General features: G+C 64.6%; 12 protein-coding genes. 6 read left to right on the forward strand and 6 right to left on the reverse strand.

Annotation, left to right across the window (positions count from 1 at the left end; translation table 11 throughout):
* From VMS96_06315 to menC, 4 genes are all read left to right on the forward strand, one after another.
* Nucleotides 1–234: glycerophosphodiester phosphodiesterase (locus VMS96_06315; GenBank protein ID HVP43026.1), on the forward strand; the 234-nt coding region annotated here is incomplete at its 5' end.
* Nucleotides 235–280: 46 nt separating this feature from the next.
* Nucleotides 281–1,180: a nucleoside triphosphate pyrophosphohydrolase gene (gene mazG / locus VMS96_06320; protein HVP43027.1), complete on the forward strand. Its 900-nt coding sequence runs from the start codon at nucleotides 281–283 to the stop codon at nucleotides 1,178–1,180.
* Nucleotides 1,177–1,944: a GNAT family N-acetyltransferase gene (locus tag VMS96_06325; GenBank protein HVP43028.1), complete on the forward strand. Its 768-nt coding sequence runs from the start codon at nucleotides 1,177–1,179 to the stop codon at nucleotides 1,942–1,944. Before mazG ends, VMS96_06325 begins: the two co-directional genes overlap by 4 nt.
* A 3-nt stretch (nucleotides 1,945–1,947) precedes the next feature.
* Nucleotides 1,948–3,063: an o-succinylbenzoate synthase gene (gene menC, locus VMS96_06330; GenBank protein HVP43029.1), complete on the forward strand. Its 1,116-nt coding sequence runs from the start codon at nucleotides 1,948–1,950 to the stop codon at nucleotides 3,061–3,063.
* Between the two features lie 14 nt (nucleotides 3,064–3,077).
* Here the strand turns inward: menC and VMS96_06335 are convergent, their stop codons facing one another.
* Nucleotides 3,078–3,989, reverse strand: a complete 912-nt coding sequence (locus VMS96_06335) for a hypothetical protein (protein HVP43030.1) — start codon at nucleotides 3,987–3,989, stop codon at nucleotides 3,078–3,080.
* Nucleotides 3,990–4,529: 540 nt separating this feature from the next.
* Between VMS96_06335 and VMS96_06340 the strand changes: the two genes are divergently transcribed.
* Nucleotides 4,530–5,108, forward strand: a complete 579-nt coding sequence (locus tag VMS96_06340) for a polymer-forming cytoskeletal protein (GenBank protein ID HVP43031.1) — start codon at nucleotides 4,530–4,532, stop codon at nucleotides 5,106–5,108.
* A 24-nt stretch (nucleotides 5,109–5,132) separates the two neighbouring features.
* A complete protein-coding gene (locus VMS96_06345; GenBank protein HVP43032.1) occupies nucleotides 5,133–5,792 on the forward strand; it encodes a class I SAM-dependent methyltransferase in 660 nt (219 codons plus the stop codon).
* A gap of 99 nt (nucleotides 5,793–5,891) precedes the next feature.
* Here the strand turns inward: VMS96_06345 and VMS96_06350 are convergent, their stop codons facing one another.
* From VMS96_06350 to lon, 5 genes are all read right to left on the reverse strand, one after another.
* Nucleotides 5,892–6,983, reverse strand: coding sequence for an FAD-dependent monooxygenase (locus VMS96_06350; GenBank protein HVP43033.1), 1,092 nt, complete (start codon nucleotides 6,981–6,983; stop codon nucleotides 5,892–5,894).
* 76 nt (nucleotides 6,984–7,059) lie between these two features.
* A complete protein-coding gene (locus VMS96_06355) occupies nucleotides 7,060–7,746 on the reverse strand; it encodes a methyltransferase domain-containing protein (GenBank protein ID HVP43034.1) in 687 nt (228 codons plus the stop codon).
* A gap of 85 nt (nucleotides 7,747–7,831) precedes the next feature.
* Nucleotides 7,832–9,658: an ABC transporter ATP-binding protein gene (locus tag VMS96_06360; protein HVP43035.1), complete on the reverse strand. Its 1,827-nt coding sequence runs from the start codon at nucleotides 9,656–9,658 to the stop codon at nucleotides 7,832–7,834.
* Between the two features lie 95 nt (nucleotides 9,659–9,753).
* A complete protein-coding gene (locus VMS96_06365; protein ID HVP43036.1) occupies nucleotides 9,754–12,075 on the reverse strand; it encodes an LptF/LptG family permease in 2,322 nt (773 codons plus the stop codon).
* Nucleotides 12,076–12,176: 101 nt separating this feature from the next.
* The gene (gene lon / locus VMS96_06370; protein HVP43037.1) at nucleotides 12,177–14,576 is read right to left on the reverse strand and encodes an endopeptidase La; all 2,400 of its coding nucleotides are present in this window, start codon (nucleotides 14,574–14,576) and stop codon (nucleotides 12,177–12,179) included.
* Nucleotides 14,577–14,743: the final 167 nt, after the last annotated feature.

The raw sequence follows: 14,743 nt of genomic DNA on the forward strand, positions 1-14,743 counted from the left end.
GAAGGGCTGATGCGCTGGGCGTCGCTGGACGTGCATTATGTGCTGCCGCACCACGGCCTAGTGTCGCGCGAACTAGTGGACGATGTGCACGCCGCCGGACGCAGGATCATGGTCTGGACGGTGAATCACGAAAAGGAGATGCTCGCGCTCGCCGCCATGGGAGTGGACGGCATCATCTCCGACGACACCAGGCTCTTGGGCAGCGCTTTCCGCGACCGCCGGGAAGCGGAGTGATCTAGCGACTGACAAGCGTCAGCCGACAACTTAGAATGGCTGGCGCATGTCCACGGGTGAAAAATTCGAACGCGCGGTCGGCATCATGGCGCGGCTCCGCGCTCCCGGCGGCTGTCCCTGGGACCGGGAGCAGACCTTCGACTCCATCAAGCCCTACACCCTGGAAGAGACCTACGAGGTGCTGGAGGCCATCGACCACCGGGACTGGGACGAACTGACCGGCGAGCTCGGCGATCTCCTGCTGCAAGTCCTCTTCTACGCCGAGATGGCGAAGGAGGAGAACCATTTCGGCATCGATGACGTGCTCGACCGCCTCTCCAACAAGCTGGTGGACCGCCATCCCCACGTTTTCGGCGACGTGGAGGCCAAGACGTCTTCCGATGTCTTGCGCAACTGGGAGGCGCTGAAGGCCGAGGAGAAGAAGAAGCGGCTCGCCGCCGGGGGAGGGAAGTCGGCGCGGCCGGAAGAGCCGGCGAAATCCGTCCTTGCCGGCGTGTCCTCGGCCGTGCCCGCGCTGCTGGAGGCTTTCAAGCTCAGCTCCCGCGCCGCCCACGTCGGCTTCGACTGGCCGAACATCGCCGGGCTGTTCGAGAAGCTGGAAGAGGAGACGGGTGAGCTGCGCCGCGAGGTGGACCAGTTGCCGGCGCCCGGCCCGCGCCCCCAGGACCGCGGAGTCGCCGGGGCGCGTGGCGCCGTCATCCCCGAGGAGATGCGGCTGCGCCTGGAGGATGAGGTCGGCGACATGCTCTTCGTCCTGGTGAACATCGCCCGTTACCTGTCGCTCGATCCCGAGTCCGCCCTGCGCCAGACCAACCGCAAATTCCGGCGCCGCTTCCAGTGGCTGGAGGAGGAGCTTCGCAAGTCCGGCCGGTCGCCGCGCGAGGCCTCGCTCGACGAGATGGAGGCCCTGTGGCAGCGGTCCAAGGAGCAGGAACGGCGTCCATGAGCGAGATCGCCATCCGCCACTGCGATTCGGTCGAAGAGTTCGAGCTCTGCGTCAAGTTGCAGAAGGAGGTGTGGGGCTTCGACGATATCGAGGTGGTGCCCTTGCGCATGTTCGTGGTCGCCACCAAGATCGGCGGCCAGGTCATCGGCGCCTTCGACCGGGGACAGCTCATCGGCTTCGCCCTGTCCATCCCGGGTACCCGCAGCGGACACCAGTACCTGCATTCGCACATGCTGGCGGTGCGCGAGGACCATCGCAACACCGGCATCGGACGCCGCATCAAATTGGCGCAGCGCGACGACGCCCTGCAGCGCGGCTTCGACCTGATCGAATGGACCTTCGACCCGCTCGAGATCAAGAACGCCTTCCTCAACCTGGAGCGGCTGGGCGCCATCTGCCGGCGCTACAACATCAATCAGTACGGGACCTCCAACTCGCCCTTATGGGGAGGCCTGCCCACCGACCGGCTGATCGCCGAGTGGTGGATCCGCTCCCGACGCGTCGAGTCCCTCGTCAATGGGGGGCAGCTTCCTCACCTTGAGCCCGAGCGCACCATCTCGGTCCCGGCCGAGATCTACGAGTGGAAAGCGAAGGCCGAGACCCGCGGCAAGGCCGCCGACGTCCAGTCACGCAACCGCGAGAGATTCCTGGCCGCCTTCCGCGAGGGGATGGCCGTGCTCCGTTTCCAGCGCAGCCCTCGCGGCGACGGCAGCTACCTCCTGGGCCATTGGGACGAAGACTGGTCCTATGCCGCGGACCACTAGCCGATGAAGATCGAAGCCCTCACCCTCCGCGAGATCCGCATGCCGCTGGTCCATTTCTTCGAGACCAGCTTCGGCCGCACCACCGAGCGCCGCATCGTGCTGGTCACCGCTCACTGCGAAGGCGTGGAGGGCTGGGGGGAATGCGTCGCCGGCGAGAGTCCTTTCTACAACGAGGAATCCATCGAGACTGCCTGGTACGTGATCGAGGAGCACCTGGCCCCGGCCATCATCGGCCAAACCCTCCAGCGTCCCTCCGATTGCGTGGCGCTCTTCGCCCGGGTACGCGAGCACCGCATGGCCAAAGCTGCGGTGGAAGGCGCGCTCTGGCACGCCTTCTCTTTGCAGGCCGGCCAGCCCTTGTGGCGGATGATCGGGGGGAGCCGGCGCCAGATCGAGTGCGGGGTCTCCATCGGCATCCAGGATTCGGTCGAGCAGTTGCTCGACAGGGTCGCCACCGAGCTCGCCGCCGGATACCGCCGCATCAAGGTCAAGGTCAAGCCGGGCTGGGACCTGAACGTGCTGGAGCGCATCCGCGCCCGCTGGCCCGACATCCTGCTCAGCTGCGACGCCAACTCTGCCTACACCCTTGACCAGGTGGAGCATCTCAAGAAGTTCGACCAGTTCCGTCTGTTGATGATCGAACAACCGTTGTGGAATGACGATCTCTACTTCCACGCGCGCCTGCAGAAACAGCTGCAGACCGCCCTCTGCCTCGACGAGTCCATCCACCATGCACGCGACGCCGACGCCGCCGCCGGGCTCGGCGCCTGCCGCATCATCAACGTCAAGCAGGGAAGAGTGGGTGGCCTCACCGAGGCCATCCGCGTGCACGACGTCTGCCGCAACCGGGGGATCCCGAACTGGTGCGGCGGGATGCTGGAATCGGGCATCGGCCGGGCGCTCAACATCGCCCTCTCCACTCTGGAGAACTTCCGCCTCCCCGGCGACGTCTCCGCCTCCAAGCGTTACTGGAAGGAAGATGTCATCGAGCCCGCGGTCGAGGTCACTCCCGACGGACTCATCCACGTGCCCGACTCGCCCGGGCTCGGCTACAAAGTGAGGCTTGACCTGATTGAGAAGCTGACGGTCCGGAAGGAAACGTTCAAGGGCAAGACCTAACTACAAACTACAAACTACTGCTTCTCCGCCACCGCCGATTTCTGTTTCCGCAGCAGCTCGATCCCCTGGGCCAACGTCAGATCGTTGGGCACGATCCGGAAGTTTGAGGCCTGGTCGTCATCGCGGATGTGGATGGACTTGAAGATCAGCACTTTCCCGTCGAAGTTCAGCTTCATGTGCGTGATCTCCCAATTGCCATTCCCGGTCACGTCTGACTGCTGCACCATGAATTGGCCGTCCTTGTCCAGATGTCCCAGGATGCCCCAGCCGAAGTTCACGCTGCGGAAGAGCTTGCCGTCGATCTCTGCCAGGCGCTTGGCGCGCGGGTCGATGAGCATGGTACCCGCCATGCCCTGGAACACCTGCAGCTCCCGGGAAGGCGGATCGAAGTTCGGATTGGGCTTGAACTTGACCCGCACCAGGGGGCCGCGCGGCCCTTCGACCGTGCCGTCAGGCTCGAACTGGAACGCGTCCGGCAGCGCTCCCACCATCTTGCGCGTGCGCTTTTCGTCTTCTTTCTGCTCCTTGAGCTTCTTCGCTCTGGTTTGAGCATCACGCAGCAGATTGTCCAGCTTTTCGTCGTCCGCCTGGCGCTCCTCCGCGGTCAGCGGACGGTCATCGATCGCCACCAGCCGGGCGACCACCCCCTCCTTGGTCTGGATCATCTCCTTGGTCAGGATGCCGCGCTTGCCGTGCTCGCGCAGCGTATAGCGGAAGGCCGGTCCACCAGGCTTCTCATCTTCATCCAGCTGGTTCTGGATGGCGGTGCGCACCAGCGCCTGCGCCTCGGTGGCGCTGTGCGGCACAATCCCGCTGTTACCGTTGGACGGCTTCGTCGCTCCGGTGGGGGGATTCTGCCCCATGACCGCGAAGCTCGCTGACACCACCACCGCCAGCACCAGTGCCGCCTGGACCTGCTTTCTCATGGCTGTTACAGATTAGACGCCCGGGGCGGGGTTGCTGTTGCTTTTTCCTCGGCCCTTGGAGCCGGCAGGATTCTTGCCAATCCATTGATTGCAAACGACTTACTAGGCATCGCAGATTATTAGTAGGCAATTAATATCTATTAGATTACTAACGACGGGACAGCGGCAATTTGCGCCCCCACCATGCGGCGCCGTTGTGCTCGTCCCCGCCTGCAAGGACCGCGTCAGCAGTGACTCTCGGCCCTCTCTTACCAGTGCGTGGTTTGCGGAACGGCCTTGCGGATCATTTACTGATGAGTATCAGTCGGTCCAGTCGCCTCGGGCCGTCCGGGTTCGGAGGGTCGCAGGTAGGTTGCTTACGAGTAACTGCACACTCTATGGTGCGATTCCTCCCGCCGTTGTCCAAAAAGCCGATTGCCCGCTGTCTCTCGGTCGGGTATAGTCTGCACAAGCTATTCTGTTCCGGTACTTTGCAACGCAACTTTTGTGCACTTCCTGCGGCGCAGAGTGGCTCAACGTCGCGCTCTGGAGGGCCTCGCCATGTGGAAATCCAGCAAGGAAGAAGTCAAGCCGCCGGCGCCTCCCGCTCCGGCTCCACCGGCTCTCACTCCCACCAAGGAGGTTCGTCCCATGGACGCCCCGAAGCCCTTCGACAATTACAAGGCTGACGTCGCTCACATCGGCAAGTCGGTGCTGGTGAAAGGTGAGCTCTCCGGCAGCGAGGACCTTTACCTGGACGGCGAGGTCGAGGGCAGCATCCAGCTGCGCGATCACAGCCTGATCGTCGGGCCGCACGGTCGCGTGAAGGCCAACATCCAGGCGCGTGACGTCGTGGTCCACGGCAAAGTGGACGGCAACATCCGCGGCACCGAGCGCGTCGAGCTGAAGAAGTCCGCCGTGCTGGTCGGCGACATCTCCACCCAGCGCATCATCGTCGAGGACGGCGCGTTCTTCAAGGGCGCCGTGGACATCCAGAAGGAGGCCGCCAAGCCCGACACCAAGCGCGAGATGGCCATGGCCGCCGCCGCTTCCTTCTCTCCCGCGACTTCCGGCTCCAGTTCGCCGGCCCCCGGCCCGGGGAACTCGTCGCAGCCGTCTTTAGTGGAGAAGAAGTACTAAGTACCAGGTACTGGATACGGATTTATGGGTTCTGTGACGCATTCGTTCTTCCGGCTATTCCGCGGCACCCCGGCGGTCCAGCCTTCGCTGCGCGAAGCGCCACCGCGGGTCAGCCGCCGTTCCAGCGGACTGAACGAGTTCACCCGGGCCATCGCCGGGCAGCAGGACTTGCGCATCCTCGACCTGGGGATCACTTCTCCCATCAACATCGCCCGGCTGACCGAGCTCGGGCACAAGATCTACACCGAGGACGTGCTCTCCGCTTCCGGCGACCCCGCACTGGTCATGGCCACGGAGAACGGCAAGCCGATGTACGATGTGCCCCGCTTCCTGGCCGAGAATCTGGTCTTCGAGCGCGAGCTGTTCGACGCTGTCCTCTGCTGGGACATCCCCGACTACATGCCCGAAGCCTTCGTGAAGCCGATGGTGGAGCGCTTCCACTCCATCATGAAGCCGGGCGGCATCCTGCTGGCCTACTTCCATACCCGCGACGCCGGACCCGACGCCCCCTGCTACCGTTACCACCTGGTGGGCCCGGACACGCTGGAGCTGCACCCCGGCGCCCGCTTCCGCCTGCAGCGGGTCTTCAACAACCGGCACATCGAGAACCTGTTCCGCGATTTCGCCTCGCTCAAGTTCTTCCTCGCCCGCGACAACGTCCGCGAAGTGCTGGTCGTCCGCTAGCTTTCTTACCAAAGAGACACCAGGGCGCAAGAGACAAGACTGCTCAGGAATGTCATCCTGAGCGAGGCCGCTTGACAGAGCGGCCGAGTCGAAGGACCCCTACCTGGCCCGGGTGCCTTGTACGAGAGCGGAGCCGATACCCAGCGCGTTCATCGCTGCGAGTAGAGGGGCTCGCAGCAGCCGCGGCAGCCCTACAAACCGCCGCAACCATGATGCGTTGTAAAACACCGGAGCCAATCTCCTCTTGTACTCGCCTTCGTACCACGCCGCGCCACGTCCCAGCACCGCCTCAGCGGCCAGGCACCCGCTTCGCAGCGCCAGGGTGATACCGTCGCCCACGAAAGGGTCGACAAAGCCGGCGGCGTCGCCGGCGCACAGCACCCGCCCGCGCAGCGGCATCGGCTTTCCCAAGACCAACGGCGACGTCGCCACCGCTTCTCCCACCAGCCGCCACTCGCGGCTGCGCCTGGCCAGCGCCGGATGCAGCGAAAACACTTCGTCCAGACTCGAGGCCACCTCCGCCTGCACCATGGCGCAGGCATTCACCTGCCCGCCGCCGATCGGCTGTACCCCGCAATAGCCGCCGCGGAAGAAATAAAGGTCCACGCTGGGACGCCCGGCCTCGCTCGTCCGGAAATGCGCTTTCAATCCTAGGTAGCGCCGGCGCCCCGCCGGCTGTCGCGCCGGCGTCTCGCCGGGACGCAGCTTCGACCATCTCCCGCTGGCGTCGATGGCAGCCGCCGCGTGAGCGACTTGCGTGGCGGGGCCGCCCCCGGCCGCGAACGTGAGACGCGACTCTTCTGCGCTCTGCTCGACCGCATAGACTTCGGTTTCCAGCCGGCATTCCGCTCCCGCGGACCTTGCCGCCTCCCACAGCGCGAGATCAAGCTCATAGCGCGTGATGCTGGCTGCTTCCGGCGCGATCGGCACCTCGACGCATTGTCCGTCCACGAACAGCCGCGAACCGCCGATCCTCGGAGCCGAAACAAGCAGCCGCTCGGCGACCGCCGCGTCCAGAGCTCGCAGCGTTTCCAACCCTTCGCCAGAGACGAACTCGCCGCAGACTTTTTGCCGCGGCAATCGCCCGCGCTCCAGCAGCAACACCCGCGCACCGGCGCGCGCCGCGGTGATGGCCGCCGCTGTTCCGGCCGGCCCTCCTCCGATCACCAGGAGATCGTATGTCTTAGTCATCCGATAGTTCATCCGCCGGAGCTCGTCACTCTTGTCATCCTGAGCGAGCGCGCCTTGCGCGCGAGCCGAAGGACCCCTACTTTCTTGTGAAATCCTCGCGCCTGTTCTTCCAGACGATCACGGCCATGCGATAGAGGTAGTGGTTTGTTACTTCGATGCTTCCCGGCACATCGCGCAGCAACTCTCGCATCTCGCTGGGTGTGTAAGCCGCCCGCACCGACGCCGGGCCGTCGTTGCGTGTCAGCGGGCTGCGATACAGCGGAAACCCCGCATACACCAGGGCCAGATGCACGGGGCTGCGGCGGAGGTCGTTGATCAACACCGCCAGCCGGCAGACCCGCAGCGCCTCGACCACGAACTGCCGCACCTGGCGCGGAGCGAGATGATGGACGAGCAGTGAACAGCCCACCACGTCAAAGCTCCGGTCGCGGAAGGGAAGAGCGGTGGCGTCGCCGGCGACGCCCAGCAGGGTCCGATCCAGGTGAGACGCGGCGCGGTCAGCCACCGCAACCCGCAGCTTGATACCCCGCGGCTCCAGCCTTCCGACCGCGGCTCGCGCCAGGTCTCCGCCGGCCCCGCCCACATCGAGCATCGACAGCTCGCGAGCGCCGCTCCTGCGCGCCACCCGCTCCAGCATCGAAACCATGGTCCCGATGCCCCCGAACCAGCGGTTGATCCGGCCCAGGTCCGCGAGCGCAACCCCCAGCTCGGGGGTGGTCCAGGCCTCCGCATCCATCAGCTCGGGAGTGACCATGCGTCTCATCGGGCAATTGAGAAGTCGGGTGATTGTGTGATTGGAGATGATTTCCGGCTCAATTACCCAATTACCCGATTTCTCAATTCCCCAATCACACGGTTTCCAGTTCTTCTTCCAGTAGCTGCTTGTTATACAGGTCGGTGTAGTACCCGTTGCGGGCGAGCAACTCGTCGTGGGTGCCGTACTCCACGATGCGCCCGCCATGCAGCACGGCGATGCGGTCGGCGTTGCGCACGGTCGAGACCCGGTGGGAGATGAAGATGGTGGTCCGCCCCCGCATGAGCTCCCGCAGATGGGTCAGGATCCGCTCTTCGGTGTAGGTGTCCACGCTGGACAGCGCGTCGTCCAGCACCAGGATGCGGGGATTGCGGATCAGCGCCCGGGCGATCGCCGTGCGCTGCTTCTGTCCCCCGGAGAGTGTGATGCCGCGCTCCCCGACCAGCGTGTCGTACTGCTCGGGGAAGGCTTCGATGTCGGCGGCGATGCTGGCCGCCGCGGCCGCCTCGCGCACCTGCCGCTCGTCGGCGTCTTCGGTCCCGAACGAGATGTTCTCCCGCACCGTGGCGCTGAACAGGAAGGTCTCCTGGGGCACGAACCCGATACTCCGCCGCAGGGCCTCCAGCGGCACCTCGCGTATGGGCCGCCCGTCGATCAGCACGGTTCCCGGCGCTGCGTCGTAGATGCGCGGGATCAGGTTGACCAGCGTGCTCTTTCCCGACCCGGTGGGCCCCACGACGGCCAGGCTGCTGCCCTCCGGCACCTTCAGGTTGATGTCGTGCAGCACCGCCGTCCCGTTGTACGCGAAGTCCAGGTTGCGGAACTCGAGCTCCCCGCGGATCTGCGTAGCGACCGGCGTCCCGCCCGTCGATTCGTCCGCGATCCCCGGCTTCTCCCGCATGATCTCGTCGATGCGTCCCAGCGACGCCGTGCCCCGCTGGAAGATGTTGATCACCCATCCCAGCGCGATGATCGGCCAGGTGAGTTGCACCATGTAGGTCAGGTACGCCGCGAAGCCGCCGACCGTCATGTGTCCTTCAATGGTCTCCCGTCCGCCCAGCCAGAACACCAGCACGAAGGCCAGCCCCAGCATGGTCTCCAGGGTCGGCCACAGCATGCCCATCAGCCGGATGAGGGGCAGGCTGCGTCGCACGTACTCGCGGTTGGCTTCTTCGAAGGCCTCGATCTCCGCATCCTCCTGCACGTAGGCGCGCACCACCCGCACGCCGGAGAAATTCTCCTGGGCCTGCGCCGAGATGTCGGAGAACATCTCCTGGATGCGCTCGAACCGCTCGTGGATCTGCCGCCCGAAGTACTGCACCACGATGGAGACCACGGGCAGCGGCAGGATGGCCCACATGGTCAGCCGGGCGCTGAGGTGGAACATGAAGTAGAGCGCACCCACCGCGAACACCACGGTGTTGGCCGAATACATGATGGCGGGCCCCAGCAGCATGCGCACCGCGTTCAGGTCGTTGGTCGCGCGCGCCATGATGTCGCCGGTCCGCGTCCGCTGGTAGTAGCTGTAGGAGAGCGATTCCAGGTGGCGGAAAAAGTCATTGCGCAGGTCGTACTCGATATCGCGCGAGATGCCGATCAACACCCACCGGGTCAGGAACTGGAAGATGCCCTTGGCCACCGCCACCCCCACCATCATCAACGAGAAGATGAGCAGGGTATCGCGCAGAACGTGCTGCGGGTCGCCGCTGTAGAAACGGGCCGCGATCCGATCCAGGAAATGTCCGATGGAATCGTACTGGCCGGGAGGCTTGTTCTCCAGGGTATCCACCGCGCGCCGGATCACCTGCGGGAACAGGATCCAGATGCCGTTGTTCAGCAGCACGCACAGCGTGCCCCACACGTACCCCCGGCGGTACTTCCAGAAGTACGGGTACAGCGGCTTGAGCGACGGTTTCTCCATGCGAAGCTATATAGATGTGGCGCCACCGGCCGTGGATACAGCGGTTTTGCTGCCGGTCACGGCGATTCCGGCGATCGCAGCGTTCTCGCCGATCCTTACGTCGGCACCTTGAGCAGCAAATATCCCCCGGCCATGGCGAACACGATATCGGGCGACCACGCCGCCAGCGCCGGCGGCAGCTGGCTCAGGTTTCCCATGGCCTCGAACAGCCCCGCGGTCACCCAGTACACCATGGCGATGCCGATGGCGGTGGCCACCCCGGTCAGCGCTCCGCGCCGGGAATGCCGCAGCGCGAACGGCACCGCCAGCAGGCCCATCACGAAGGTGATCACCGGGAAGGCGAACTTCTTGTGCAGCTGCACCTGCAGCCGCACCGTCTCGAAGCCGCTCTGTTGCAGGTCCTGGATGTAGCGTTTCAGTTCCTCGTAGTTCATCTCCGAGGACTGCTTCACTTCCTTCTTGAAATAGCTGGGCGGCTCGTCCAGCTCCGCGAACGTCGAGGCGTCGAAGGTGCGGAACTCCTCGATGGCCGGCCCGCGGAAGCTGCGCACCCACCCCTGTTCGAAGACCCACTTCCCGATGTTCGTTCCCCAGTGGGCCTCGCGCGCATACACCCGCTTGCGGATCTGGAAGGTCTCCGGATCGAACTCGAACGACGAGACGCCGCCGAAGTGGTTGCTGTTGGCGTCGAAGAAGTCGTAGTAGTAGATGGTCGAGTGCTGTCCGAAGATCCACTTGCGGTCCGGGCGCAGGTAGGTCTGGGCCGGCTTGCCCTTGATCTGGTTCCAGAGCGCGTCCTGCCGCTTGTTGGCGTGGGGCAGGTAGAACTGCTCGAAGAAGAAGAGTCCCACCGGCAGGATGGCGGCGAACACCAGCACCGGCAGCGCCACCCGATACACGCTGATGCCCGTCGCCTTCATGGCCGTGACCTCGTTCCATCTCTGCAACAGCCCGAAGGTCACCAGCACTGCGATGAGCACCGCCATCGGCATCATCAGGTAGATCATCCCCGGCAGCACGTTCACCAGGTACTCGCCCACGGTCACCAGTGGGACCCGGTTGCGGATGATGTCGCCCAGCAGCTCGAAGAACGAGAACACCAGCGTCAGCACCAGGAACAGGGCCAGGATCATGGCCACGAAGGTCAGGAAATCGCGCAGGATGTAGTCGTCCAGGATCTGGGGGAAGCGGGCGCTGAACATGCGCCGCCGGCTGGCCGCCCGTTCGAAGGCGCCGGCGCGGTCTGCCGCGCGGTGCTGCAGCCTCTGCATCAGCCTTCCCCACCAGCCGCGCAGGGACCCGATCTCCATCGGCATCCGGTCCACCCGCCACAGCAGGATGGCGCCACCCACCGCGAAAACAATGTTCGCCAGCCACGCTCCCATCACCGGCGAGACCTTGCCTTGGCGGCCCAGCGCCACTCCGCCCAGCATGGCGAAGTAATACAGAAAGACCAGCACGATGGTCAGAACGAAGCCCGTGCTCTTGCCGCCCTTCTTGGCCGAGAGCCCCAGCGGGATGCCCACCATCGCCAGCACCAGGCAGCCGGTGGGCAGCGCCAGCCGCCGCTGGAACTCCAGCCCCAGGTAGCGCCGGGCCGCCGGGAACATGGTCCGCGACAGGTAAAGGAGCTCCGCCGAGGTCATTTCCGCCACCGGGCGCAGACCGAATTGCGTGGTCTGCTTTTCTTCCGGTGGCGGCAGATTGACCGGGATATCGGTCTCGTCGAACTGCGTGACCTGGTATTCCTGCGGCTTCTTGGAATTGCCCTCGTGCTGTTCGCCGTGCTTCAGGTGCAGGCGCAGCTTGGTCGGGCTCTCGCTCACCACCACGCCTTCTTCCGCCAGCGTGATCCTGGGGGCTGCGGGATCGCTGATGTCGGCCAGGAAGATGCCCCTCCACAGCGCCGCACCCGCTCCCGCCCTCACGTCCTGCACGTACAGGACGGTATTGGAGAAATTCTCGTAGAAGACGCGGGGCTGGACCTCGAAGGAGGCTTGCGAGCCCTTCAGCTGGTTCTGCAGGTCAGCCAGCTTCCGCGCTGACCAGGGCGCCACCCAGACCTGGTTCGCGAGCGCCAGCATCCAGGCCCCGATGGCGAACAGCGCCACCACCCGCACGAACAGGCTGACCCCGATCCCGCTGGCCCGCATGGCCGTGACCTCGCTGTCGGCTGCCAGGCGGCTCAGACCGATCAGGATGCCCACCAGCACCCCCATGGGGATGGTCACGGTGAACGCCGCCGGCAGGGTGAAGGCGAAGATCTCGGCCACGCTGGGCACCGGCGCGCTGTTGCGCACCACCAGCTCCATCAGCCGGCCCACGTCGCGCATGAAGATGACGAAGGTGAACACACTCGCGCCCAGCAGTGCGTGCGACAGCACCTCGCGCAGCACGTACTTGGTCAGGATGCGCACGTTCGTAAAGTATACCGTCTCGCCCGGCTGCACTGCGTATGGTGCAAAGCAAAGGGCCCGCCTTTCGGCAGGCCCGCTGACTCCTGACTCCCGACTCCTGACTACTGGTGCGTGCTCGGCTGCGTCCCGGTGGTGTCCACGAGGGGTGGCGCCGGCTGCACCACTTCCTTGGGCAGCGGCGACTCCAGTGCGATGCGCAGCACTTCGTCCATGTTCTCCGCGAAGTGCAGCTTCATGGCGGTGCGCAGGTTTTCCGGCACCTCGGCCAGGTCCTTCTCGTTGTCCTTGGGCAGGATGACCTCGAAGACGCCCGCGCGGTGCGCCGCCAGCAGCTTCTCCTTCAATCCGCCGATGGCCAGCACCTTGCCGCGCAGCGTGATCTCGCCGGTCATGGCCACGTCGCGCCGCACCGGGATGCCGCTCAGCGCGCTGGCGATCGCGGTCGCCATGGTGATGCCCGCCGACGGCCCGTCCTTGGGGATGGCCCCCTCGGGAACGTGGATGTGGATGTCCACGTTGCGGTAGAACTCGCGCGGCACTCCCAGCCGCGCCGCGCGTGACCGTATATAGCTCATGGCCGCTTGCGCCGACTCCTGCATCACGTCGCCCAGCTTGCCGGTCAATAGCAGCTTGCCCTTGCCGTCCACGATGGTGACCTCGGTGCTCAGGATCGACCCGCCCACCTCGGTCCAGGCCAGCCCGGTGACCAGGCCGACCTCGTTCTTCTCGTGCACCAGGGTGTCGCGGAACTTGGTCACGCCCAGGAACTCGCCGAGGTTCTGCTCGGTGATGGTGATATTGAAGGCCGCGCCTTCCTTCACCACCTTGCGCGCCACTTTGCGGCAGACGTTGCCGATCTCGCGCTCCAGGTTGCGCACCCCCGCTTCCCGCGTGTAGCCGCGGATGGCGGCGATGATCGCCTCGTCGGTGAAGGTGATGTTCTTCTCCGTCAGGCCCGCCTGCAGCCGCTGTTTCTTCACCAGGAACTGCTTGGCGATCTCCACCTTCTCCGGCTCGGTGTAGCCGTGCAGGCGCAGCACTTCCATGCGGTCCTGCAGCGCCGGCGGGATGGTGTGCATCACGTTAGCGGTGGCGATGAAGAACACCTGGCTCAGGTCGTACTCCACGTCCAGGTAGTGGTCGATGAACATGAAATTCTGCTCGGGGTCGAGCACTTCCAGCAGCGCCGCCGACGGGTCGCCGCGGAAGTCCATGCTCATCTTGTCCACCTCGTCGAGCATGAACACCGGGTTCTTGGTCCCGGCCTTCTTCATCATCTGGATGATCTGCCCCGGGAGCGCCCCGATGTAGGTGCGCCGGTGGCCGCGGATCTCGGCCTCGTCGCGCACCCCGCCCAGCGACATGCGCACGAACTTGCGCCCCGTCGCCTTGGCGATCGACATGCCCAGCGAGGTCTTGCCCACTCCCGGAGGCCCGACGAAGCACAGGATCGAGCCCTTCGGGTTCTTCACCAGCTGCCGCACCGCCAGGAACTCCAGGATGCGCTCCTTGATCTTCTCCAGGCCGTAGTGGTCCTCGTTCAGGACCTTCTCCGCCCGTTCGATGGAGCGGATCTCTTTCGACTTCTTCTTCCACGGCACCGCCAGCAGCCAGTCCAGATAATTGCGGCTCACCGTGCTCTCCGCCGACATCGGCGGCATGGCCTCCAGCTTCTTCAGCTCCTGCAGCGCCTTCTCGTGGACTTCCTTGGGCATGCCCGCGGCGTCCACCTTCTTCTTGAGCTCGTCCCACTCGCTCTTCTCGCCGCGCCCCAGTTCCTTCTGGATGGCCTTGATCTTCTCGTTGAGGTAGTACTCTTTCTGCGCCCGCTCCATCTGCCGCTTCACCCGCGACTGGATGGTGCGGTCCATGTTCAGCTTTTCGATTTCGATGTCGAGTACGTCGCCGATTCGCGTCAGACGCTCGGCGGGATCGAAGATTTCCAGCAGTTCCTGCTTCTCTTCAATAGACAGCTGCAGGTTGGCGGCGATGGTATCGGTGAGCTTGGCCGGATCTTCCATGCGCACCGCCGCGATCATGGTCTCGTAGTTCAGGGACTGGCAGAGCTTGACGTATTGCTCAAACAGCGACGTGACCCGCTGCATGGCCGCTTCCACCTGCGGATTGGTTTCCACGGCGTACCGCGCCAGGCGCACTGAGGCCTGCATGAAACCTTCGGTTTCCGTTACCTGCAGGATTTTGCCACGCTCGATGCCCTCGACCAGGACCTTGATATTGCCGTCGGGGAGCTTGAGGCTTTGCACGATGTTGACGACAGTGCCGACCTGGTAGATCTCGTTGGGCTTGGGCTCGTCCACGCCAGCGTCGTGCTGGGTAGCCAGGAAAATTTTCTTGTCGGCAGCCAGCGCCTCTTCCAAAGCGCGCACGCTCGACTCCCGGCCCACCACGAACGGCGTCATCATGTAAGGAAAGATGACCACGTCCCGGATAGGCATCATGGGCAGTTTTTTTGTCTCGAATTTTTCCTTGGCTGTGGTCACTCCGTCTCCCGAACCAACTTAGAATGACCGCCAGCCGCCCGGCGGCGGCCTGCGGTCTTGTTAGAACCTTTGGATAGTGTACTGCAGTCACCCGGTTTTCCCATAGCCTGAGAGTGCTAAGGTGCCGGGAAAGTTCCTAGCCCGCCTTCTCCATCATGGCGAAGGAG

The sequence above is a fragment of the Terriglobales bacterium genome, from assembly GCA_035543055.1.
Taxonomy (GTDB): domain Bacteria; phylum Acidobacteriota; class Terriglobia; order Terriglobales; family Acidobacteriaceae; genus JAIQFD01.